At 64.3% G+C, this 23,344-nt stretch carries 22 protein-coding genes and 2 tRNA genes; 11 read left to right on the forward strand and 13 right to left on the reverse strand.

Features of this window, described 5'->3' with window-relative positions; genetic code table 11:
* Positions 1-51: 51 nt before the first annotated feature.
* The 4 genes from AB1286_RS05680 to AB1286_RS05695 form a co-directional block, all read right to left on the reverse strand.
* Positions 52-1,041, reverse strand: coding sequence for a beta-ketoacyl-ACP synthase III (locus AB1286_RS05680; RefSeq protein ID WP_430362348.1), 990 nt, complete (start codon positions 1,039-1,041; stop codon positions 52-54).
* Positions 1,042-2,145, reverse strand: coding sequence for a phosphate acyltransferase PlsX (gene plsX / locus AB1286_RS05685; protein ID WP_430362349.1), 1,104 nt, complete (start codon positions 2,143-2,145; stop codon positions 1,042-1,044).
* A gap of 412 nt (positions 2,146-2,557) precedes the next feature.
* Entirely contained in the window at positions 2,558-2,737 is a 180-nt protein-coding gene (rpmF, locus tag AB1286_RS05690) for a 50S ribosomal protein L32 (RefSeq protein WP_010105341.1), read from the reverse strand.
* 100 nt (positions 2,738-2,837) lie between these two features.
* Positions 2,838-3,515 (reverse strand): DUF177 domain-containing protein, encoded by a 678-nt coding sequence (locus AB1286_RS05695; RefSeq protein ID WP_430362350.1) that lies wholly within the window; start codon positions 3,513-3,515, stop codon positions 2,838-2,840.
* A 254-nt stretch (positions 3,516-3,769) separates the two neighbouring features.
* Here AB1286_RS05695 and AB1286_RS05700 point away from each other — a divergent pair, with 254 nt between their 5' ends.
* Both AB1286_RS05700 and AB1286_RS05705 read left to right on the forward strand, forming a co-directional pair.
* Positions 3,770-4,390, forward strand: coding sequence for a Maf-like protein (locus tag AB1286_RS05700; RefSeq protein WP_430362351.1), 621 nt, complete (start codon positions 3,770-3,772; stop codon positions 4,388-4,390).
* A complete protein-coding gene (locus AB1286_RS05705) occupies positions 4,387-5,109 on the forward strand; it encodes an SAM-dependent methyltransferase (protein ID WP_430362352.1) in 723 nt (240 codons plus the stop codon). The genes AB1286_RS05700 and AB1286_RS05705 overlap by 4 nt, the downstream gene beginning before the upstream one ends.
* Positions 5,110-5,157: 48 nt before the next feature.
* On the opposite strand, the gene AB1286_RS05710 is transcribed toward AB1286_RS05705, so the two are convergent.
* The 4 genes from AB1286_RS05710 to AB1286_RS05725 are packed head-to-tail and all read right to left on the reverse strand — an operon-like array spanning position 5,158 to position 8,276.
* Positions 5,158-6,162 carry a S49 family peptidase gene (locus tag AB1286_RS05710; protein WP_430362353.1) on the reverse strand — a complete coding sequence of 335 codons (1,005 nt, stop codon included), beginning with the start codon at positions 6,160-6,162 and terminating at the stop codon, positions 5,158-5,160.
* Positions 6,163-6,203: 41 nt separating this feature from the next.
* Entirely contained in the window at positions 6,204-6,608 is a 405-nt protein-coding gene (locus AB1286_RS05715) for a Rieske (2Fe-2S) protein (RefSeq protein WP_430362354.1), read from the reverse strand.
* A complete protein-coding gene (locus AB1286_RS05720; RefSeq protein WP_430362355.1) occupies positions 6,605-7,264 on the reverse strand; it encodes an HAD-IIIA family hydrolase in 660 nt (219 codons plus the stop codon). The genes AB1286_RS05715 and AB1286_RS05720 overlap by 4 nt, the downstream gene beginning before the upstream one ends.
* A complete protein-coding gene (locus tag AB1286_RS05725; RefSeq protein ID WP_430362356.1) occupies positions 7,245-8,276 on the reverse strand; it encodes an RluA family pseudouridine synthase in 1,032 nt (343 codons plus the stop codon). The genes AB1286_RS05720 and AB1286_RS05725 overlap by 20 nt, the downstream gene beginning before the upstream one ends.
* A gap of 734 nt (positions 8,277-9,010) precedes the next feature.
* Between AB1286_RS05725 and AB1286_RS05730 the strand changes: the two genes are divergently transcribed.
* From AB1286_RS05730 to AB1286_RS05755, 6 genes are all read left to right on the forward strand, one after another.
* Complete coding sequence (locus tag AB1286_RS05730; RefSeq protein WP_430362357.1) at positions 9,011-12,115, forward strand: Rne/Rng family ribonuclease; 3,105 nt, start codon at positions 9,011-9,013, stop codon at positions 12,113-12,115.
* A gap of 192 nt (positions 12,116-12,307) precedes the next feature.
* Positions 12,308-13,414 carry a GTP 3',8-cyclase MoaA gene (gene moaA / locus AB1286_RS05735; protein ID WP_430362358.1) on the forward strand — a complete coding sequence of 369 codons (1,107 nt, stop codon included), beginning with the start codon at positions 12,308-12,310 and terminating at the stop codon, positions 13,412-13,414.
* A gap of 17 nt (positions 13,415-13,431) precedes the next feature.
* Positions 13,432-14,076 carry a molybdenum cofactor guanylyltransferase MobA gene (gene mobA, locus AB1286_RS05740; RefSeq protein WP_430362359.1) on the forward strand — a complete coding sequence of 215 codons (645 nt, stop codon included), beginning with the start codon at positions 13,432-13,434 and terminating at the stop codon, positions 14,074-14,076.
* A gap of 44 nt (positions 14,077-14,120) precedes the next feature.
* The gene (moeA, locus tag AB1286_RS05745; protein WP_430362360.1) at positions 14,121-15,398 is read left to right on the forward strand and encodes a molybdopterin molybdotransferase MoeA; all 1,278 of its coding nucleotides are present in this window, start codon (positions 14,121-14,123) and stop codon (positions 15,396-15,398) included.
* Positions 15,399-15,462: 64 nt separating this feature from the next.
* Positions 15,463-15,741, forward strand: a complete 279-nt coding sequence (locus AB1286_RS05750) for a hypothetical protein (RefSeq protein ID WP_102646027.1) — start codon at positions 15,463-15,465, stop codon at positions 15,739-15,741.
* A 3-nt stretch (positions 15,742-15,744) separates the two neighbouring features.
* On the forward strand, positions 15,745-16,227 hold the full coding sequence (locus AB1286_RS05755) for an N-acetyltransferase family protein (protein WP_430362361.1): 483 nt from the start codon (positions 15,745-15,747) through the stop codon (positions 16,225-16,227).
* A 95-nt stretch (positions 16,228-16,322) separates the two neighbouring features.
* Here the strand turns inward: AB1286_RS05755 and rmuC are convergent, their stop codons facing one another.
* The 5 genes from rmuC to pncB all read right to left on the reverse strand — a co-directional run bounded on the left by rmuC (position 16,323) and on the right by pncB (position 22,281).
* Positions 16,323-17,813, reverse strand: a complete 1,491-nt coding sequence (rmuC, locus tag AB1286_RS05760; protein ID WP_430362362.1) for a DNA recombination protein RmuC — start codon at positions 17,811-17,813, stop codon at positions 16,323-16,325.
* On the reverse strand, positions 17,810-18,799 hold the full coding sequence (locus AB1286_RS05765) for a 2-hydroxyacid dehydrogenase (RefSeq protein WP_430362363.1): 990 nt from the start codon (positions 18,797-18,799) through the stop codon (positions 17,810-17,812). Before AB1286_RS05765 ends, rmuC begins: the two co-directional genes overlap by 4 nt.
* Before the next feature lie 19 nt (positions 18,800-18,818).
* Positions 18,819-20,270, reverse strand: a complete 1,452-nt coding sequence (locus tag AB1286_RS05770; RefSeq protein ID WP_430362364.1) for a sodium:proton antiporter — start codon at positions 20,268-20,270, stop codon at positions 18,819-18,821.
* A 53-nt stretch (positions 20,271-20,323) separates the two neighbouring features.
* On the reverse strand, positions 20,324-20,995 hold the full coding sequence (locus tag AB1286_RS05775) for a LutC/YkgG family protein (RefSeq protein ID WP_430362365.1): 672 nt from the start codon (positions 20,993-20,995) through the stop codon (positions 20,324-20,326).
* 89 nt (positions 20,996-21,084) lie between these two features.
* Positions 21,085-22,281, reverse strand: a complete 1,197-nt coding sequence (gene pncB / locus AB1286_RS05780; protein ID WP_430362366.1) for a nicotinate phosphoribosyltransferase — start codon at positions 22,279-22,281, stop codon at positions 21,085-21,087.
* A gap of 259 nt (positions 22,282-22,540) precedes the next feature.
* Between pncB and fdxA the strand changes: the two genes are divergently transcribed.
* From fdxA to AB1286_RS05795, 3 genes are all read left to right on the forward strand, one after another.
* On the forward strand, positions 22,541-22,864 hold the full coding sequence (gene fdxA, locus AB1286_RS05785) for a ferredoxin FdxA (protein ID WP_430362367.1): 324 nt from the start codon (positions 22,541-22,543) through the stop codon (positions 22,862-22,864).
* A 137-nt stretch (positions 22,865-23,001) separates the two neighbouring features.
* A tRNA-Asn gene (locus AB1286_RS05790) sits at positions 23,002-23,077 on the forward strand.
* Between the two features lie 82 nt (positions 23,078-23,159).
* Positions 23,160-23,235, forward strand: a tRNA-Asn gene (locus tag AB1286_RS05795).
* The last annotated feature ends 109 nt before the right edge of the window (positions 23,236-23,344 follow it).

Raw genomic sequence — 23,344 nt, forward strand, 5'->3', positions numbered from 1 at the left:
CGCGTGCTAGCCGGCCGGCGCTAGGCCGACCGCATCGCTCGCCCGTGCCGATCAATAACGGATGACGGAGGCGCCCCAGGTAAAGCCGCCGCCGACGCCTTCGATGAGCACGTTCTGGCCGCGCTTGATGCGCCCGTCGCGAACCGCGAGATCGAACGCGAGCGGAATCGAGGCCGCCGACGTATTGCCGTGCTCGCCGACCGTCACGACCATGCGCTCTTGCGGCAAGCCGAGCTTGCGGCACGTGTGCGACATGATACGGATATTGGCTTGGTGCGGAATCAGCCAATCGACCTGGTCGGGCGACATATCGGCCTTCTGGAGCGCTTCGAGCGCCACTTTCTCGAGCACGTTGACGGCCAATTTGAAGACCGCCTGCCCATCCATATGCAGAAAGGCACTGCCCGCGACGATGCCGCCGTTGACATGGCCCGGCGTGCAAAGGATGTTCGCGTAGCTGCCGTCGGCGTGAAGCGCACTCGCGATCACACCCGGTTCGTCCGACGCTTGCAGAATCACCGCGCCGGCGCCGTCGCCGAACAGCACGCACGTCGTGCGGTCGTTGAAATCGAGAATGCGAGAGAAGGTTTCCGCGCCGACGATGAGCGCCGTGCGGTGCTGCCCGCTACGGATCAAGGCGTCGACCGTCGCCACCGCGTAAGCGAAACCCGAGCAGACGGCCTGGATGTCGAAAGCGGCGCCGCCGTTCTTGATCTGCAATTTGTCTTGCAGCAAGCAAGCCACGCTCGGAAACACGAAATCGGGCGTTGACGTGGCAACGACGATCAAATCGATCGTCTGCGGATCGATATCGGCCGACTCGATCGCGCGCTGTGCGGCGATGAGCGCGAGATCGCTCGTCGTGACGTCGGGATCGGCGAAATGGCGTGCATGGATGCCCGTGCGAGCGACGATCCATTCGTCGCTCGTCTCGATGCCTCGCTTGGCGAGGCGATCGGCGAGCTCTTGATTCGTGACGCGGCCGGGCGGCAAGTAACTGCCGGTTCCCAGCACGCGGGAGTAGAGATTCGATTGAGCCATTTATGCTTTCGAAGATACCGCGGCGTCGGGCTCGGCCGGACGGCCGGCGAGATTCGCGTGACCGGCGCCACCGCCGTCGCGCGCTGCTTGCGCGAGCGGATATGCGTTCTCTTCCATCGCTCGCGCCAGGCGTTCGAGGACGCCATTTTTGACCGCATCATACCCGCGTTTGATAGCCCACTCAAACGCGTAAGCATCGGCGGAGCCATGGCTCTTGATGACGAGCCCGCGCAAACCGAGCAGCGCCGCACCGTTGTATTGACGGTGATCGACGCGCTTCTTGAATCGCATGAGCACCGGCAGCGCCAAGAACGCCATCAGTTTCGTGAGCAACGAACGTCCGAATTCCTCGCGGATGATCTCGGAGAGCATCTGCGCCAATCCTTCCGACGTTTTGAGCGCGACGTTGCCGACGAAACCGTCGCAGACGATGACATCGGCCGTACCTTTATAGATGTCGTTGCCTTCGACGTTGCCGCGGAAATTGAGGGTGCTCGCGCGCAGCAGTTCTCCCGCGCGCTTGATGGTGTCGTTGCCCTTGATGACCTCTTCGCCGATATTCAGCAGGCCGATCGTGGGACGCTCCTTACCCTCGAGCGCCGAGACGAGCGCGTGGCCCATCTCCGCGAATTGCAGCAGATGCTGCGGCTCGCAATCGACGTTCGCGCCGAGGTCGAGCATCATCGTATAGCCGTGCGAATTCGGCAGCGCCGAGGCGATGGCGGGACGTTCGATGCCGGCTAACGTCTTGAGGACGTAGCGGGACACCGCCATCAATGCGCCGGTATTACCTGCGGAAATGCAGGCTTGCGCCACCTCGTCCTTGACGAGGTTGAGCGCGACGCGCATCGACGAATCCTTCTTCTTGCGCAACGCCACTTCGACGGGATCGTCCATTGCGACGACCTCCGACGCGGGCACGACCGTCAGGGCAGGATTATCGAGCGCCTTGCATTTCTTCAGTTGAGCACGAATCGGCGCTTCGAGGCCGACAAGCATCAACTGCGCATCGGCGTGCGCGCGTACGAAGCTGACGGCAGCGGGAACGGTCACGGACGGGCCGTGGTCGCCTCCCATGCAATCTATCGTGAGCTTTATAGTCATGGACTGCGACGAATTTCAGGCGCTATGCGTGGAACCGCGGCCTCGGTTGGAACCGGCCGCGAAGCATGGGACCAGAGTAAGTGCTCTGCTTGAGGATGAGGTGAGTGCCGAAACACCAACGCCGTCCGATCGCTGAAGCGCTAACGCTGATCGACTGCGAAGCATGAGGCCGGAGTGAGGGCTTTGGCCGGCGCCCAAGCAGGTGCGAACGCGCCCACTCGACCGAGCCGTTGAAGCATCGACTCCGGTCGGCCGCAAGGGACGAGACCACATCGAGCACCTAAGCGCCGATTGCGATCGACACAAAAAAACGGCAGTTGAATGCCGCCTTTTGTTCGAACCGGAGAGTTTCACGCAAGCCACTCGCCGTGCACAGGATCGCCGATTAGGCGAACGCCGCGCGTCGACGCGCTTAGTCGTTCTTCGTCTTAACGACTTTCTTGCCGCGATAGTAGCCGTTCGGGCTGATGTGGTGACGCATATGCACTTCACCCGTGCTCGGCTCGACGGCGAGGGGCGTCGTCGTCAGGAAATCGTGCGAGCGGTGCATGCCGCGCTTCGACGGCGACTTCTTGTTTTGCTGAACTGCCATGATAACTCCTAAAAATTTTCGAGATTCTAACACAGCCCGACAGGCGTAACGCCACTGGCCGAACGGCCGGCGCGCCGGATCGCGCTATTCGTGCAACGGCTCAATGCTTCTTGCCGCCCTCATCCTCGCTTGCGCGCTTGAGTGCTTCGAGCGCGGCAAACGGATTGGGCTTGCCCGCGTCGCCCTGCTCGGCGGCACCGGACGTCGGATCCTCGCTATCGCTTTCGCTTTCGTCTTCGCTCAGATCGCTCGCGTGCTCGCCGGCTGCACCCGAGACGAGGCTCTCGTGCACCAGCGGGCAAACGTCGTGTTTCGGCACGAGCGGCAGCGACAGCAACAACTCTTCCTCGATCAGCTCGACGAGATCGAATTGGCGCGAGCCCACGATCACGTCGAGTTCGTCTTCGTCGAGCGGAAACTCTTCGGCTTGCTCTTCGGTGACCACGAGGCGATACGTCGCATCGACGTCGAACGATTGCTCGTACGGCGAAAGGCAACGCTGGCATTCGAGCCAAGCCACCCCGTGCAAGGCGAGCCGCAAATACGGCTGCGCCGCTTCGGTACCGTCGTCCTGCAACTCGGGCTGCGTCGAACCCTCGGCCTGCCACGTGAACAAGGTCTCGCGATCTGGCGCGTCCGCCGGGACTTCGTTTAACATGCGCGGCAACTGCGAGACGCGCAGCGCGCCGGCGGCTTGGCGACCGCTACGCGCGAATTCGAAGACATCGAACGCATGCGGATCGATGAGCCCGCCAGCCTTGCCGGTATCTTGGGACATGGTTCGCTCCTCGCTCCTCGCGGCACCGACCCATCGGTACGCGCTTGTAACCCGCTTGTGACTCGCTTGTGACCTAACTAGCAACCTGCCATCTGCTTGACTGCGTGCCCACGGCGCCCAATGGACACCGTGAAAAGCCGGAGAGTATATTTGATTTACCTTTTGCAGTCAATCACTTAAAGATCAACCCAAGTCGCCCGCGCGCCGATCCGGCGGCTCGCCCCGAACATCTTCCACGTTCCGCTCACCGAACCATGCACGATCCCAGCGCCCAGCCGCCCCGGCTGATCCTCGCCTCCAGCTCGCCTTATCGCCGCGCCCTGCTCGAGCGGTTGCGCATTGCCTTCGACGTCTGCGTCCCGGCACTCGACGAAACGCCGCTCGCCGCGGAAACCCCCGCGGCGACGGCGCTGCGCCTCGCCCAGGCCAAAGCGCGTGCCGTCGCGGCGCGCGAGGCGGGCTCAGGGCCCGTGCTCGTCATCGGTTCGGATCAAGTCGCCACGTTCGACGGCCTGCAAATCGGCAAACCGGGCACCCATGAAAAGGCGCTCGAGCAACTGCGGATGATGCGCAACCGCGTCGTCCAATTTCATAGCGCACTGTGCCTGTTCGACAGCGCGCGCGATATCGCGCTCACCGAAGACGTCGTCACCGAAGTGCGGTTTCGCGATTTGCCCGATGCCGAACTCGACGCCTACCTGCGGGCCGAAACGCCTTACGACGTTGCCGGCAGCGCGAAGTCCGAAGGCCTCGGCATCGCGCTGCTCGATTCGATCGAATCGGACGATCCGACCGCACTTGTCGGCCTGCCGCTGATCGCCCTTACGCGGATGCTGCGCGAAGCCGGCTACCCCTTGTTCGCGGGGGCGCGATGAGCGGCGTCCTCTATTTGATTCCGAATGCGCTCGGCGACGGCGACGCCGACGCGCTCGCGACGGTTCTGCCCGCCAGCGTGCTGGCACGCACGGCATCGCTCGGCTACTTCGTCGGCGAGAACGCGAAAAGCACGCGCGCGTTTCTGAAACGTGTGGGCGTTGCTCGACCGATCCAAGAAATCGAGATTCGCGAACTGAACATCAACACGCCGCCCGCCGAAATCGAACGGCTGCTCGCGCCGATTCTCGCGGGCGCCGACGGCGGACTCGTCTCGGAAGCAGGTTGCCCGGCAGTGGCCGATCCCGGCGCACTGCTCGTGCGGCGCGCGCATGAGCGCGGCGTGAAGGTCGTACCGCTCGTCGGCCCGAGCTCGATCTTGCTCGCGCTAATGGCCTCCGGGCTCGACGGTCAGCGCTTCACGTTCCACGGCTATTTGCCCGTCGATGCGGGCGAGCGCGCCAAAACGCTGCGCGAGCTCGAGCAGCGCTCGCGCAAGGGGCGCGAAACCCAGATTTTTATCGAAACGCCCTACCGCAATCGCGCGTTGCTCGAGACGATGGTGGCGAGCTGCGCGCCCTCGACATGGATTACTGTGGCCGTCGACCTGACGCTCGAATCGGAGCGGATCGCCACGCGAACGGCCGGCGACTGGAAGAAGCACGCCGGCGCGTTCGAGATGCACAAACGGCCGGCCATCTTTCTCATGCTCGCGAACTGATCGCACGGCGGCGGGGCCGCGGCGCCGTTAAGCTCCGTTAAGCGCCGGCTAGCGCAGCTTCCAGCCGCCCAGCACGAGCGCGTGTACCGCGCCCTCGCCGACCGCCGCACCGAATTTGCGCGCGATGCGATCCGAAATACTTTCTTTCTCGGTGTAATCGATGATGTCGGGTGCCTTGATGACGTCGCGCGCCACGTAACCCGTGTCGCCAAAGCCGTCCGCCAGCCCGAGTTCGACGCTCTTTTGGCCGGTCCAGAACAATCCGGAGAAGATGTCGGGCGTTTCGTGCAGGCGCTTGCCGCGCCCTTGCCGCACGGCATCGATGAATTGCTGATGGATCTGATCGAGCATGGCTTGCGCGTGCTCGTCCATCGCCGGCGTATCGGGCGAGAACGGATCGAAGAAGCCCTTGTTCGCGCCCGACGTATGCAGCCGGCGCTGCACGCCGAGTTTATCCATGAGCCCCGTGAATCCGAAGCCGTCCATCAGCACGCCGATCGAGCCGACGATGCTGGCGTGGTCCACATAGATCTTGTCGGCCGCAACCGCAATGTAATAGCCGCCCGACGCGCACATGTCGCCCACCACTACGTAGAGCGGCTTAGCCGGATACTTCGCGCGCAAGCGCCGAATTTCCGCATTGATGATGCCGGCTTGCACGGGCGAGCCGCCGGGACTATTGATATAGAGAATGACGCCAGCCGAATCGGCGTCGGCGAAGGCGCGCCGCAGCGAGCGGTCGATGTCCTTCGCGTTGGCGTTCTTGTCGGCGGCGATTTCGCCTTCGAGCGAGACCAGTGCCGTATGGCGGCCCCGCGCGACCGGCTTTTCATGCGATGCGCCGTAGATCCCGGCAACGATCAGCAGCAAGACGGCTAGGAAGGCAAAACGGAAAAAAATCTTCCACCGCCGCGCCGACCTTTGCTCGTTGATCGCGGCGAGCGCGATTCGCTCGAGCGCCGCGCGCTCCCAGTTCGTTTCGCGCGCCGCGTCGCTTGGCCGGCGCTGCGGCTCGAGGGGCTGCTGGGATTCCGGCGTGTGTTGGTCGGCCATATCTATTCGGTTGTTAGTTTTATTGAGGAAGTTCTACCACGTCACGATTCGGCATCGCCCGGCGCGCTCTGTAGCTCGGCGTCGGGCAGCCAGAAGACGGCGCGCCCCTCGGGCGTATCGCGCTCTTCGACTCGCACCGGCCTTAGCCGGGCCCCGCGGCACGGACCGCCGACGCAGCGCCCGGAGTCCGGGGCATAAATCGCGCCATGCGTGGCGCACATCAAGTATAAGCCCGACGATTCGAAGAACTGGCCCTCGACCCAATCGAGCTCCATCGGCACGTGCGCGCAGCGGTTCAGGTAGCCGTAGACGTTGCCGTCGTAACGGATAAAGAAAACGACCGCGTCGCCATCGAGATAGCGCGCGGCACGCCGCACGCCCGCACCGCCATCGACGAGATCGGCTGCCGCGCACACGCGCACGGATGCCGGCTCGCCCGCGCTCATGCGTGCTCCCGCAGCCAATCGCCGAGCGCGCCGACGCTCTCGGCGACGAAACGCGGCTCGAGTTTGACGAGCGCATCGACCGGATGCGCGCCGTAAGTCACGGCCACGCCCGCCGCGCCCGCGTTGGTAGCCATTTGCAGATCGTGCGTCGTATCGCCGATCATGACCGTTCGCTCAAGATCCTGCCCCAATTCGCGCGTGAGCTCGTGGAGCATCGCCGGATGCGGCTTCGAGAATGTTTCGTCCGCGCAGCGCGTACCGTCGAAGACGCTCGTGAGCCGGACTTCGTCGAGCGCCCGGTTGAGCCCGACGCGGCTCTTGCCCGTGGCGACGGCCAGTAGATAGCCTTGTCCGCGCAATTCGTCGAGCAGCTCGCGCACGCCCGCGAACAGCTCCGTGTGCGCATCCTTAATTAGATAGTGGAAACGGTAGCGCTCGGCCAGACGCGGATAGTCCGCCGGATCGAGCGAAGGCGCCGCGATTTGCAGCGCATCGCGCAAACCGAGACCAATGACATAGCGCGCGGCGTCATCGGCGGGCACCGGCAGTCCAAGGTCGCGGCACGCGGCCTGGATACTGCGCGCGATATGCGCCGTCGAATCCATCAACGTGCCGTCCCAATCGAAGACGATGAGGTCAAATTGCTGTCGGGGCATCGGGTTGCGTCTCGTTGCGCAGGTCAGTGAGTTGATCGAGGAAGCGCCGGCATTCGTCCGGCAGCGGGGCGGCAAGCTCCATCGGCTCGCCGGTGATCGGATGCGTGAGACGCAACCGGTAAGCATGCAGAAACATCCGCTTGAGCGAGGGACGCGCATTCGCGCGCGCGAGCGCCTTGTTCAGTGCGAAGTCTCCATATTTGGCATCGCCGACGATGGGCAGCCCGAGATGCGCCAAATGAACGCGGATCTGATGGGTACGGCCCGTCTTCAGTTCGGCCTCGAGAAGCGCGTACTCGGGCCAACGCTCGATCAGGTTGAATACCGTATGCGACGGCGCGCCGTCCGGCTGCACGCGCACGCGCCGCTCGCCTTCCGGCGTCAGGTATTTGTAAAGCGGCTCCTTGACGGCCCGCCGCCGCCCCCAATCGCTCGCCCATTGCCCGTGCACGCAGGCGTAATAACGCTTGTCCATCCGGTTTTCACGGATCTGCTCGTGCAACCCGACCAGCGCGGCGCGCTTTTTCGCCAGCAACAAGACACCGGACGTCTCGCGATCGAGCCGGTGCACGAGTTCAAGGAACTTACCAAGCGGGCGCGCCCCGCGCATCTGCTCGATCACCCCGAAGGCAATTCCGCTGCCGCCGTGAACGGCGACGCCGGCCGGCTTGTTGATCGCCAGCACGTACTCGTCTTCGTACAGGATCTCGAAATTCGCGGGCGGCGGCGGCGCCATGAGCCCCGGATCGAACGCTTCGCTCTGGGCCACGCGCACCGGCGGCACGCGCACGACATCGCCGGGTTCGAGCCGGTATTTGGCATCGACACGGCGCTTGTTGACCCGCACTTCCCCGCTGCGCAAGATTCGGTAGATGTGACTTTTCGGCACCCCCTTACAGACGCGCAACAAAAAATTGTCGATGCGCTGCCCGGCGACTGCGTCGTCCACCTGTATCATCGAGACCTGGTCGGGTGCGACCGATTTCTGGGATATTTTGCCTAACTCATTCATTCTGAATATAATTTGCCCAGCCATCCGTGCGTGCCGCGCATTTTTTTGCGGCTCTTCGCCCGGATTGTGCAGGGAGAAGCAAGAACCTGTTATTTTACTTGCTTGGCTGCACCCAAGGGCCGGTTGCTCGCCCTGAATTAAGAAGCAACGAGTTGCACGCACGGCATCCATCGCGGCAGGGACGTCGCCCATAGGCGCGTTCGGTCCGGTCGGCGCCGACGGTAACGGAATTTTGGTAAAAAAGAATTCATCTGGTGAGCCTTGGTCGTGACGCGCGTTTGTCGAGCGAAACCAGGCTCCCGATTGCGAAAACTACGGCGAGCGCCCCTATGCGTTCCGCGTGAAGCGGGACGCACGGCGACGTCAAAAATTGGCGAGACACGCCCGCGCGGCGGTCGAGCATGCATCGGGCTTCGCGCCGCCACACGCGGCGCAGCGTTCACCGGTCCGGCACGAGCATCGAACGGTGCGCCGGATTGTTGCGAGGATCGCCCGGGCACTCGGCACGCGCCCTCGTGTCGCGCCGTTATTTGAAGCCGTGTTCGCATGCGCCCATGCGGCTTGCGGCCCTCGTCGGCCAAACGCGAGTCCTCTCAGGCAATTCTCCCCGCCATCATTCCCGCTCCTGCGTGCTTGTGAAAACACAATAAGGACGCGGCGCGCCTTATCGTGCGTCGTCCGGCCGGCTCCACGCCGGCGGGGCGCGCATGGCGACGCCGCTCTGGAGCCGTTCAATGAAACGCATGTTGTTCAACGCGACGCAGCAGGAAGAGCTGCGCGTCGCCATCGTCGATGGGCAAAAACTCATCGACATCGACATCGAAACCGCCGGCCGCGAACAGCGCAAAGGCAACATCTACAAGGGGATCGTGACGCGCATCGAGCCGTCGCTCGAGGCGTGCTTCGTCAACTACGGGGAAGATCGCCACGGCTTTCTGCCCTTCAAGGAAGTTGCCCGTCAGTACTTCAAAGAAGGCATCGACATGCGCTCCGCGCGCATTCAAGACGCCTTGCGCGAAGGCCAAGAACTCATCGTTCAGGTTGAAAAGGAAGAGCGCGGCAACAAGGGCGCGGCCCTGACGACGTTCATCTCGCTCGCCGGCCGCTATCTCGTTTTGATGCCGAACAACCCGCGCGGCGGCGGCGTATCGCGCCGAATCGAGGGCGACGATCGCCAAGAACTGCGCGAAACGATGTCGCAACTGCAATTGCCCGACGGCATGAGCATCATCGCGCGCACGGCCGGCATCGGCCGCAGCGCCGAAGAGTTGCAGTGGGATCTGAACTATCTGATGCAGTTGTGGCGTGCCATCGAGGCCGCCTCGCAAAGCGGCCAGAGCGGCCAGCCGATGCTGATTTATCTCGAGTCGAGCCTCGTCATCCGGGCGATTCGCGACTACTTCCAGCCCGACATCGGCGAAATCCTCATCGACACCACCGAAATCCATGATCAGGCGCGCGCCTTCATGGATATCGTGATGCCCGATAACGTCGGCAAGGTGAAGCGCTACCACGACGACGTGCCCCTCTTCTCCCGCTTCCAAATCGAGCATCAGATCGAAACGGCGTACTCGCGCACGGTGCCGCTGCCCTCGGGCGGCGCGATCGTCATCGATCACACGGAAGCGCTCGTCGCGATCGACGTGAACTCGGCTCGCGCCACGAAGGGCGCCGACATCGAGGAAACGGCCACGCGCACGAACCTCGAAGCTGCCGACGAAGTAGCGCGCCAGTTACGTCTGCGCGACCTCGGCGGCCTGATCGTGATCGATTTCATCGACATGGAATCGGCCAAGAGCCAGCGCGAAGTCGAGCAGCGCCTGAAAGATGCGCTCAAGCACGACCGTGCCCGCGTGCAGATGGGCAAGATCTCGCGCTTCGGCCTCATGGAGCTCTCGCGCCAGCGCCTGCGCCCCGCCCTGTCCGAAGGCAGCCACGTGACCTGCCCGCGCTGCAACGGCACCGGCCACATTCGCGATACGGAATCGTCCGCCCTGCAAGTGCTGCGGATCATTCAAGAAGAAGCGATGAAGGAAAACACCGCGGCGATCCACTGCCAGGTGCCCGTCGAAGTCACGGCCTTCCTGCTCAACGAAAAGCGCCAGGAAATCAACAAGATCGAGTCGCGCTTCAAAGTGGGCGTCGTTCTCATTCCGAACAAGCATCTCGACACGCCGCACTACAAGCTCGAACGTCTGCGCCACGACGATGCGCGCCTCGACGAGCCGCGCGCCTCGTGGAAGATGGCCGAGGAAGCGGCCCGCGAGCTCGAATCGGAGACGGCCTACAGCAAGCGCAGCGAAGATGTGAAGCCGAAGCAAGAAGCGGCCGTCAAGGGCATCACGCCCGAGCGGCCCGCGCCTAGCGCACCCGCGCGCGTACAACCGGCGGCCGCTCCGGCCGCTGCCCCGGCGAGCACCGGTGGATTCTTCGGCTGGATCAAGAGCCTGTTCGGCGCCCAACCGCAAACGCCGGCCCCCGCCCCCGCCGAGACCGCTCAACCGGCACGTCCGGCACGCGGCGAGCGCACGGAACGCGGCTCGGATCGCAATAACCGCAACCGCCGCGGCGCGGGCGGCCGCGAAGGTGCGGCCCGTACCGAATCGGGCGCCGGCGGCCGTACGGGTCAGCAGCAACCGTCGCAACGCCCGGCGCGCGAACAGCGCGAACCGCGTGAGGGTCGCGAAGGTCGCGGCGAGGCGCGCGAACGCGGTCAAGAGCGCAATGAAGCCGCCGAAACGAGCGCACGCGGCGAACGACGCGAGCGTGGCGAACGCGGTGAGCGTCTCGAGCGTGTGGAACGCGGCGAACGCGCGGAGCGTGGCGAACGCCAGGAACGCGGCGAGCGGCAAGAACGTGCGGAGCGCGGCGAACGAGCCGATCGAGGCGAACGTCAGGAACGTGGCGAGCGCGGCGAACGTCGCAAGCCGCAACCCGAGGTAGCGGCCGAAGCCATGGCCCGTACCGAAGCGCAGGCCATCGAAGGCGCAGTCGCAGCGGGCGTTCCGGCCGCTGAGTTGGAAGGTGCCGCGCGAGACGGCGAGGAACGCCGCCGCCGCCGTCGCGGTCGTCGCGGTGGCCGTCGCGAGCGCGAGGAAGAAGGCGTGAACGCAACACTGGCCGCCGACGTAGCCGAAGCCGAAGGCACCGCGGCAGCCGTGCCGCCGCAAGCGGCGACGCTCGAGGAGGCTCCCGCTGCTGCCCGTACCGACGAGGCCGCCAAGCCGGCGCAAGCCGAGCCGCAAGCTGCGGCACGCATCGAGCAAGCCGTGGCGATGCCTGTGCCGATGCATGAGCCCATCGCCACGCCGCTGCCCGAGGCGCCGGCCGTCGCGCCCGCCGTCGAGGCAACGCCGGCCCCGAGCGAGCCGAGCAGCGCACCGGTCGAACTTCCGGCCGCCGTCCCCGCCGCGCCCGCCGCGCCGGCACCGGTTGTCGCGGAGCCCGAATCGGCCATCGCTCACATCATCGAGGCCGCGCCGGCGCCCGAGCCGGTCGTGGAAGCTACGCCTGTCGTATCGGCCGAGCCGGTCGCGAGCGCAGCATCCGCGCCCGTCGAAGCCGCCAGCGCCGTGACGGAAGTCGTGCAACGGCCCGCGGCGATGGAAGCCGTCGCAACGCCGAGCCCGCGTGCGAACGGCCTCGCGGCCGCCGACTTGCGCCCCATGCTCGAATCGGCCGGTCTCGTTTGGGTCGACACCGACGCGGAAAAGCTGCGTGCGGCACAGGAAGCCGCCGCGCAAGCGCCGGCCCCGCAGCGCGTAGCGCGTGAGCGCAAGCCGCTGCCGCCCGTCGACTCGACCCCGATGCAGCAAGTCGAGACGCACAAAGAAGCCTAAATCCACAGGGCACGGTCGAGGCGCTTCGGCGCCCGGCCCTGTGACGAGCCCGCCCACTGTGGCGGGCTTTTTTTCGTCCGATTTTTGATATACGTCAGATGCTGAGCCGTTATCCGCATCGTCGGGGGGGCCATGCCTACCTGCTGCGCGGGGTTCGGCTAGAATGGGTCTCTGCTCGTTTTCCGCATCGTCATGTCCCGTCGCATCATTCCCGTCGCCGACGTCAGCGCAATACCCAGTGTCGCCGGCGCGCCGCTCCCCGCGCGCGGGATGCTAGCCGACACCTTCTCGCGGCCGCTGCGCGATCTGCGCATATCCGTCACCGATCGCTGCAACTTCCGTTGCGTCTACTGCATGCCGCGAGCCGTCTTCGGCAACGACTATCCGTTCTTGCCGCATAGCGCGCTGCTGACGTTCGAGGAGATCGAACGGCTCGCGCAAGTGTTCGTCGCGCATGGCGTCGATAAGATCCGGCTGACCGGCGGCGAACCGTTGCTCCGTAAGAACATCGAGCGGCTCATCGAGCGGCTGGCCGCCTTGAGTACGCCCGACGGCCGCCCGCTCGACCTCACCTTGACCACGAACGGCTCGCTGCTCGCTCGTAAAGCGCGCGATCTGAAAGACGCGGGTTTGACGCGAGTGACCGTCAGCCTCGATGCGCTCGACGACACGCTGTTCAAGCGCATGAACGACGCCGACTTCGCGCCGAGCGCCGTGCTCGACGGGATCGCGGCCGCTCAGGCCGTCGGACTTGCGCCGATTAAGGTCAACATGGTCGTCAAGCGGGGCACCAACGAGGGCGAAATTTTGCCGATGGCGCGGCACTTCAAAGGCTCCGGCACCGTGCTGCGCTTCATCGAATATATGGATGTCGGCACGTCCAACGGCTGGAATATGACAGAAGTGTTGCCGTCGGCCGACGTCGTCGCCCGCATCGCCGAGCACTTTCCGCTCGTGCCGCTCGAAGCGCATACGCCCGCGGAAACCGCGCAGCGTTGGCGCTATGCGGACGGCAGCGGTGAAATCGGCGTCATCTCCAGCGTTACCCGCGCATTTTGCGGCACCTGCACGCGCGCGCGGCTTTCGACGGAAGGCAAACTCTATCTCTGCCTATTCGCGTCCACGGGCCACGATCTGCGCGCGCTCGTACGCGGCGGCGCCACCGACGAGGAAATCGCCACGGCCATCGGCCGGATTTGGCAAGCGCGCGACGACCGGTATTCGCAGTTACGGGGCAACGCCGCCGCGCCGGCGCTCGCCAATCAGGCGCGCGTCGAAATGTCGTACATCGGCGGCTGACGCCACGCCGACCACCGATGGACCCTCGCTCGCGTATGCGCATCACCGGCCTCGTGCTTTCCGGCGGCCAAGGCACCCGGATGGGCGGGCTCGATAAGGGCCTGCAATTGCTTGCCGGCGAGCCGCTGGCATCGCACGTCCTGAACCGCATCGCAGCACAAGTCGACACGGTCCTCATCAGCGCGAATCGCCATCTCGACGACTATGCGCGCTTAGGCTCGGCGCATCACGCCCGTATCGTCGCCGACGCTTCCGGCGATTTCCCCGGGCCACTCGCCGGCCTGCTTGCGGGACTGCGAGCCAGCTCGACCGAGCTCGTGCTGTGCGCGCCCTGCGACACGCCTTGCTTGCCGACCGACCTAGCCGCCCGGCTGCTGGCCGCACTCGACGCCGAGCATGCCGACGTCGCCGTGGCCGGAACCCGCGATGCCGCGGGCCGCATCATGCTGCACCCCGTCGTTGCATTAGTGCGCACCACGCTGAGCGACGATCTGGCTGCTTACTTGATGAATGGCGAGCGCAAAGTTCGCACGTGGTACGCACGCCACAAGCACGTCGAAGTGCCCTTTCCCGACGAGCGCGCGTTTTACAATGCCAACTCTTTGCATGAGCTCGCCGATCTCGAACGAACGATCGGCGCTCGCCTCGGGCGCGATAGATAAACCGGGCATTAGGCCCGCGCGGCGCGCGCCGCGCCCCATCTTCGATGACGACTCCCAACGACACATCCGGCTCATCTTCCTCGCCGACAGCCCAGCCGCTGCCGCTCGAGACAGCACGCGCGTTCATTCGCGACGCGGTCACGCCCATCGAAGCGATCGAGTACGTGGCCCTACGTGCGGCGCTGAACCGCGTCCTCGCGCAGGACATCGTCTCGCCCATCGACGTACCCGCGCACGATAACGCCGCCATGGACGGCTACGCGTTCGCGCACGGCGCCCTATCGTCGCTCGTCGTGGCGGGCGAGGCGCGCGCCGGCCATCCGTTCGACCGAACCTGCGGCGCGGGCGAGTGTGTCCGCATCATGACGGGCGCACCGATGCCGGCGGGCTGCGATACGGTCGTCCCGCAAGAACTCGTCACCCGGACCGGCGCCAATATCGCGTTCGATGCGCAAACCATCGCACCGGGCGCGAACTGCCGCCGTGCCGGCGAGGACCTGGCGCGCGGACGTGCCGCGCTCAAAGCCGGCCGCATCGTGCGCCCCGCCGACCTCGGTCTGCTGGCCTCGCTCGGCGTCGCCGAAGTTGCCGTGCGCCGGCGCGTGCGTGTAGCCTTCTTCTCGACCGGAGACGAACTGCGCTCCGTCGGCGAGCCGCTCGATACGGGCTGCGTCTACGATAGCAATCGCTATACGCTGCATGCGATGCTCGCGCGCCTCGACGTCGAAGCGCTCGATCTCGGCGTCGTCCGCGACGAACCCGATGCGATCGAGGCCGCGTTGCGCAGCGCCGCCAAGAGCGCCGACGTCGTATTGACCTCCGGCGGCGTTTCGGTGGGCGATGCCGACTTCACCGCACGCATGACGGCTACATTCGGCGACGTCGCGTTTTGGCAGCTCGCGATGCGGCCCGGGCGGCCGCTCGCCTTCGGCCGCCTATGGCCCGACGGACGCGGCGCGGGTGGCACAAGCGCGCTGTTTTTCGGATTGCCCGGCAATCCGGTCGCGGTCATGGTTTCGTTCTATCAGCTCGTCCACGACGCACTCGTCGCAATGTCGGGCGCAATCGCCCCAAGGCCGCTACAATTTGCCGCCGCGAGCAGCGCGCCGATCAAAAAGCGCCCCGGGCGTACGGAATTCCTACGAGCCGTCGCGACACGCGACAAAACGGGCACTTGGAGCGTAACGCCCACCCGCTCGCAAGGCTCGGGCGTGCTGAGCTCGATGAGCGAGGCCAACTGCTTCATCGTGCTGGCTCACGGCCAAGGCGACGTTTCGGTCGGCGAGCCCGTCGACATCATGCCCTTCGAAGGGCTCATTTAAACGGCACGCAACGTTAGCGGCCTATTTTCCGGATAGCACATCGTCTCTTAACGAGGCTTGGACCATGAAAAAACAAATTCTTTCGATCGCGCCCGGACAGACCGCGAAGGCGCTCATCCTCGTTTATGTGATTTTCAGTACGCCGATCGTGTTGCTCGGTACGCTCGTGGCCTATTTCCGCCAAGGATCCGCCGAGACGGGAACCATCTTCTTCAGCGCCGTACTGCTCAATGCGATCCTCGGCTTCGTGCTGCTCTGGATCGCCTGCCATGTCTACAACTGGGTGGCCCAGCGTTTCGGCGGCATCGAAATCGTCTTGTCCGACGTTCCTGAAGAGGCCTAAGACATGACCGACATCATTCGCGAAGCTACGCCGCTCGACGTGAGCGGCATGCTGGGCCTCATGCACGAGCTCGCCGAGTACGAAAAGCTCACGCATCTGTTTGAGGCAACCGAGGAAGCGCTGGCCGAAGCGCTGTTCGGCCAACACCCGGCCGCCGAAGCGATCGTCGCCGAGCGGGCAGGCAAAATCGTCGGATACGCGCTCTACTTTCAGAATTTCTCGACCTTCCTCGGCCGGCGCGGCCTTTATCTCGAAGATCTCTACGTGCAGCCCGCGCTGCGCGGTAGCGGGCTCGGTACCGCGCTGTTGCGGCGCGTCGCCGCGCTCGCCGTTGCGCGCAAGTGCGGACGCTTCGAGTGGTCGGTCCTCGATTGGAACCAAAGCGCGATCGATTTCTACACGAAGATGGGCGCGACAGTCATGCCCGATTGGCGCATCGTCCGCGTGACCGACGATGCATTGACGAAGCTCGCCGCCGCGGCCTAAGCCCGCTAAGCGTTCGAGAACGCCCGGGCAGCCGCGAGTGCTGCCCGATGCGGTTTTCCCGGTTTTCCCGGTTTGATCGATTTCCCCGACGGCGCTTAGACGTCCGGCTCCTGCACGCCCGCGTAAGCATCGCCGAGCAGTCCTTCCGTCTGATCGCCCGGGAGCGCCTCGACTTCCCTCAGTTTTGTGCTCATGACTCGCGTGCGCCGCTCGGCCGCTTCGATCGAGCGCGTCACCGTTTCGAGTTGCGATTTGGTCTTCGCGAGGACGTCGCCGAACTTGCCGAACTCCGTCTTCACCGCACCCAATACCTGCCACACCTCGCTCGAACGCTTCTCGATCGCCAGCGTGCGGAAGCCCATCTGCAAGCTATTCAAGAGCGCCGTCAGCGTCGTGGGCCCGGCGATCGTGACGCGATAGTCGCGCTGCAATTGGTCGGTAAGCCCCGGCCGGCGCAAGACTTCGGCGTAGAGCCCTTCGGTCGGCAGGAACAACAGCGCAAAATCCGTCGTGTGCGGCGGCGCCACGTATTTTTCGGCGATCGTGCGCGCCTCGCCGCGGATGCGTGCCTCCAAGGCCCGCGACGCTTCCTCGACCGCCACCGGATCGGCGCGCTCTTGCGCATCGATCAAGCGTTCGTAGTCTTCGCGCGGAAATTTCGCGTCGATCGGCAGCCATACGGGCACCGCCACGCCTTGGCCGTTGTTCCCGGCGGCCTTGCCCGGCAGCTTGATCGCGAATTCGACTCGCTCCGTGCTCTTGGGCACCGTCGCCACGTTCTTTGCATACTGATCGGGCGTCAGAATCTGCTCGAGCAACGCCTCGAGTTGCACTTCGCCCCACGTGCCGCGCGTCTTGACGTTCGTTAGGACTTTCTTCAAATCGCCCACGCCGGCCGCCAACGACTGCATTTCGCCCAGCCCGCGGTGGACCTGCTCGAGCCGGTCCGAGACGAGCTTGAACGATTCGCCGAGGCGCTGTTCGAGCGTCGCATGCAGCTTTTCGTCGACGGTGCGGCGCATCTCCTCGAGCTTCGTCGCATTGTTCGCTTCGATGTCCTTGAGCCGCGCCTCTAGCGTTGCGCGCACTTCCGTGAACCGGCGGTCGTTCGCTTCGATGAGCTGGGCAAGTTGTTGCGCGAGCGTATCGCCGAAACGCTTGAGCGCCGACGCCTGCTCGTCACGCGATTCGTGCGCGTGCCGCTGTAGGCTGTCGCGCATCGCGTCGAGTTGCGTGGCGTTCGTTTCGGTCAGTTGCGCCAATCGCTTGGCGAACCCGTCGATCTGCTGATTCTGGACGGTGGCGACGCTAGTCAACTGCGCGGCGAGCGTCTGCTGAAACTGCGCGAAACCGCCGCCGAGCTCGGCACGGGAAAGACGCGAGGTTTCCGCAAGCTCGCCTCGCAACTCCCGCTCGAGCCGCTCATACGCGCGAACCTGCGTTTGTCCTGCCGTTTCGATGGATTGGCCGAGTTCGCCAAACGCTGCACGATCGTTCGCCCGGCTCGCACTCTTGATCGCCATCGCCAAGGCGACGGCCAGCAGCAGAACGGCGAAGGCAAGCGCCGCAATAAGAATCGTCGTCATGAACGCGTGCGTCCTAATACTTCGGGGTTGATCGGATTCGGCGGCCGACCGGCGTGCGGCCCCATACCCAAGGCTGCGATGAGATTGTCGGCCGCGAGATTGGCCATCGCGCGGCGCGTGGATTCCGTCGCGCTCGCGATATGCGGCGTAAGGACCACGCTCGGTGCCGTCAGCAGGCGCGGATGCACGCTCGGCTCGCCCTCGAAGACGTCGAGCCCGGCGCTTGCGATGCGGCGCTCGTGCAATGCGTCGGCCAAGGCGGCGTCGTCGACGATACCGCCTCGCGCGATGTTCGTCAGCGTCGCACTGGGCTTCATCAACGCGAGTTCGGCCGCGCCGATCGTATGATGGCTTTGCGCACTGTACGGCACCACGAGGACGACGTGATCGGCTTGGCGCAGCAAGTCTTCCTTCGATCGATATTCAGCGCCGAGTTCGGCCTCGATCTCAGGCGCGACGCGCGAACGGTTGTGATAGACGACGCGCATCGAAAAGCCGCGTGCCCGGCGCGCGAGCGCCTGACCGATTCGTCCCATGCCGATGATGCCGAGCGTCGAACCGTAGACATCGACGCCGAGAAAACCGTCGTAGCGCCAAGCCCCCCATTTGCCGGCGCGCAGCCAATGCTCGCTTTCGGTAACGCGCCGCGCCGCCGCCATCATCAGCGCCCAACCGAAATCGGCCGTGGCCTCGTTCAGGACGTCGGGCGTATTCGTAGCGATGACGTTCGCGCGATTGAACGCTTCGACGTCGAAGTTGTTGTAGCCCACGGCCATGTTCGCCACCGCGCGCAACCGCGGGGCCGCCGCGAAGATCGTCGCGCCGATCGGATCCCCGGCGGTCAGTGCACCGTCCTTATCGGCGAGCCGGCGAGCGAGCTCGTCGGGGGCGAGTGCCGGGCCATCGTTCCAATCGACGTCGAAGTATTGCCTTAGGCGTTCGACGACGTCGGGAAAGATCGGGCGCGCGACCAAGATCTTCTGCATGGAGTGTCTCCTTCCGCAATCAAAAAAACAGCCACGTCGTGACGAGGAACACCGGAACGAGCACGGTGACCGACCAGCCGAGGTAGCCGAAGAAACTGGGCATGCGCACGCCGCGCGATTCGGCAATCGCTTTGACCATGAAGTTCGGTGCGTTGCCGATATAACTATTCGCGCCCATGAACACGGCGCCCGCGGAAATGGCCGCGAGCGTCGTGGCGCCCGTCGTCATCAACACCTGCGCATCGCCGCCCACCAGATTGAAAAAGACGAGATAGGTCGGCGCATTGTCGAGAAACGACGACAGGATACCCGTCGCCCAGAAATACATCGCGTCGATCGGGCGGCCGTCGGCGCCCGTCACCAGATGCAGCACTTGAGCGAACGCGCCGTGTTCGCCCGCGCGCAGCATCATGACTACAGGAGCGATCGTGACGAAGATCGCCCCGAAGATCTTCGCCACTTCTTGCATCGGCGCCCAGTTGAATGCATTGCCCGTGCGCGCCGTACGCGGCGTAATGGCGAGCGAGACGAGCGTCAAAACGACGAGCGCGCCGTCGCGCACCGCGTCTTGCAGTGCAAGCGGCGCCCCGCCGACGTCGAACACGATGCCCGGTTTCCACAACCCACTCATCAGGACGAGACCGATGACGAGAGCGAGCAGCACGAAATTTCGCTTGCCTTCGATGGCGATGCCGAGCGAATCGGGCGACGGGTCGAGGCTCGCGTCGCGCTCCTCGCCGGGGCGCCGATAGTAGTAGGTATCGAGCGCGTAGAAGAGCGCCAGCAACACGGCACAAATAAAGAGCATCGGCAGCGCGAGATGGCGCGTGGTCCAAAAAAAGCTCACACCGTTCAAGAAACCGAGAAACAACGGCGGATCGCCGAGCGGCGACAGCGAACCGCCCGCATTCGCGACCAGGAAGATGAAAAAGACGAACACATGCGCCACGTGCCGGCGGTTGTCGTTGGCGCGAAGCAGCGGCCGGATCAGCAGCATGGCAGCGCCGGTCGTGCCCATGACGCTTGCAAGGGCGGTGCCGAGTGCCAGCAGGGCTGCGTTCACTCGCGGCGATCCGTGGAGCGCGCCGCGCACGCAAATCCCGCCCGCAATGGTATAGAGCGCCGTCAATAAGACGATGAACGGGACGTATTCGGTAATGACCGCATGAGCGAGCGCATGGACCGCGGCGCCCGCGCCGAACGCAAACGCGAAAGGCCCAAGAAAAGCGATGGCCCACGCTGCCGCGATCTTGCCGAAATGGCGATGCCAAAACACCGGCGCGATCAGCGGAAAGAGCGCGATCGAGAGCAAGATGCCCGCGAACGGTACGGCCCAGAGCGGCCCGAGTAGCGCGCCGTCAGGCATCGAATCTGTCGTCGCGGCCGACGCGCATGAGGACCACCCCGCGATCGTTGCCGCAAATGCACCTGCCGCCGCCTTGCTTGCGCAAGCGGCTCGTCCTTCAAACATGACCTTCCTTTCGATTGGTGGAACCGCCGGCCGCAGTTGCGCCGGCACTGGCGTTAGCCGCCCCGCACGACGATCGTGTGTACGCGATACGGGCCGTGCGCCCCGAGCACGATGGTTTGCTCGATGTCGCCGGTGCGCGAAGGCCCCGACACGAAATTGACGGCGCGCGGCAACTCACCGCGCTCTAGACGCATCAGCGCGAACGCCTCTTCGTGGCCGCCCACGATGCGCGACGCCGGCACGACGGCGATATGCGTTTCAGGCAGCAACGCCATCGACGCTTCCGTCTCGGGCCCGGACAGCAGCACGAGCGAGCCCGTTTCCGCCGTTGCGCAAAAACACCCGGTGATGCCGACGAGATCGCCATTCGCGGGCTTGCGAAACTCGACCGCAAGCCCTGCCTGCTCCCACGGCAACGATTGCAGCGTCGCCCAAGCGACAGCCTGCGGGGCTACACCGAGTTCGGCCAAATAGCGCGCCGCGGCGGCGGGAACATCGTCGAGCGATTCGACGATATCGACCGTACTCGCCATCAGCCGCGCCTCGTCGACGAAGCGCGCGGTCAACCCCTCGCGATCGGCCGGCAGCTCGGGCCGCGGGCCCGCAGGATGGCGCGCGAGGTAATCGGCGGCAGCCTCGCGCTCGGAAGGCTCGGGCTCGGCCGAACGCCCGGACGCCGCGCGAATCCGCGCGAGTATGTTGCGCCGCGCCGCCGATGTGTCCATTGCATTCCTCATCTTCAAGCCGAATGAATGGACGATTATACGGGCCTTCTTTTTTGGGATACATCGGCCGTCAGGCCAAACGACACACCTCAGTCGGGACGGTCGTCGACGTGCGCCTCGATGCCGAAGACCTGGCGCAAATAAGCCAGATACGCCTTGTCGTCGCACATGTTCTTACCCGGCGAATCGGACAGCTTGGCGACCGGTTGTCCGTTGCAGCGAACCATTTTGATGACGATCTGCAAGGGACTATAGCCGAGGTCGTTCGTGAGATTGGTGCCCACGCCGAACGCGAGGCGGCAGCGGCCCCTGAACCGTTCGTACAGTTGGAGGACTTTCGGGATGTCGAGCGCGTCTGAGAACACCAGCACTTTGGTGCGCGGGTCGCATCGGTTCTCTTCGTAGTGCCGCAGCAACTGCTCGCCCCACTCGAACGGATCGCCCGAATCGTGGCGCGCGCCATCGAAGAGCTTACAAAAGTACATATCGAAGTCGTTCAAAAACGCCTTCATCCCATACACGTCCGAGAGCGCAATGCCGAGGTCGCCGCGGTACTCTTTCGCCCAGACTTCGAAGCCGTACGTCTGCGAATCGCGCAGCCGCGGGCCCAAAGCTTGGCAGGCCTGCAAATACTCGTGAGCCATGGTGCCGAGCGGCGTAAGACTGTGCTTCTTCGCGTAAAACACGTTGCTCGTGCCGGCGAACTGCTCGCCGATCCCATCCATCAGCGTCAGGATCACCTCTTCGTGCCAGCGTTTCGAGAAACGCCGGCGCGTGCCGTAGTCGGCGATCTTGCAGTCGGCGAACTCCGGACGAGCGCCGAGCAGCGCGATCTTCTCGCCGAGGCGTTCGCGCCCGATCGCATAGTCGGGTTGACGCTGCGTATTGCGGAAGTAGACTTCGTTGACGATCGCGAGCACCGGAATCTCGAACAAGATCGTATGCAGCCACGGACCTTTGATCGAAATCTCGATCTCGCCCGGACGCTTGGCCGACTCCTCGATCGAGATGTACTTCTCGTTCAAATGGAATAACGCGAGGAAGTCGACGAAGTCGCTCTTGATGAAGCGCATCCGGCGCAGGTAGTCGAGTTCGTCGTCGGCAAAGCGCAACTCGCACAGCTGACGCACTTCGTCGCGGATCTCCGCCACGTAAGGCGCCAGGTTCACATTCGGCGTGCGGCAGCGAAAGCGATACTCCACGTTGGCCGCGGGAAACTGATGCAAGACGACCTGCATCATCGTGAACTTGTAGAGATCCGTGTCGAGCAGCGAAGTGATGATCATAGTGTCGGCCGAGGCGCGCGAATCGGCGGCACGCCCCTGCGCCGCCCGTCTCCGAGCAATCGCCGCATGTTACCGCAACGGCGCTTGCCAGGCGTGCGGCCGCGATTCGAACGCAGCCTACGCGTAGCTTGCATCCCATAAACTAATCACGAATCGATCTAAGCGGCATTAAGACCCTTGGCGCGTCGGGGGCGGGACGTTCAGTTACAATACAACGCTTGCTAATTTGCATATTCCCCAGATACTTGCAGGAGTTTGAATGACTCACGTTGTGACCGAAAGCTGCATCAAGTGCCGCTATACCGACTGCGTCGACGTCTGCCCGGTGGACTGCTTTCGCGAAGGTCCCAACTTCCTCGCGATCGACCCCGATGAATGCATCGACTGTGCCGTGTGCGTTGCCGAGTGCCCGGTGAACGCGATCTACGCCGAGGAAGACGTGCCTGGCGATCAACAGCAATTCACGCCGTTGAACGCCGAATTGGCCAAGATCTGGCCGAGCATTACGAAGACGAAGTCTCCGTTGCCCGAAGCCGACCAATTCAAGGACATCCAGGAAAAGCTGCAATACCTCGAGCGCTAACGGCGGCTAACGGCCGCGGCGCCGCTCTCGCCCCGCTTCGGCGGCGCGGGCGGTCTGCCGGTTGTCGCTAAGAATCCTCAAGGGTATTGACAGGGCGAGAGACGGTACATAAAATCTCGCTTCTCTGCTGTTGTTGTTCCCCGATAGCTCAGTCGGTAGAGCGCCGGACTGTTAATCCGTAGGTCCCTGGTTCGAGCCCAGGTCGGGGAGCCAAAGAATGAATGGAAAAGCCCGTTCGTCATAACGGGCTTTTTTACGCAGTATCGCCGCAGTACCGTTTTTCGTAGCACGTTGTTCCCCGATAGCTCAGTCGGTAGAGCGCCGGACTGTTAATCCGTAGGTCCCTGGTTCGAGCCCAGGTCGGGGAGCCAAAAGCTTCAGCGAAAGGGCCCGTCGTTCAAGCGACGGGCCCTTTTTGCATGGGTCGTCCGGTCGTCGATCGGCCCTCCGAGCTAGACGCTGTCGCTCACCCATTGTGAT

Origin of the sequence: Trinickia sp. NRRL B-1857 (assembly GCF_050470685.1) — a bacterium.
GTDB lineage: Bacteria > Pseudomonadota > Gammaproteobacteria > Burkholderiales > Burkholderiaceae > Trinickia.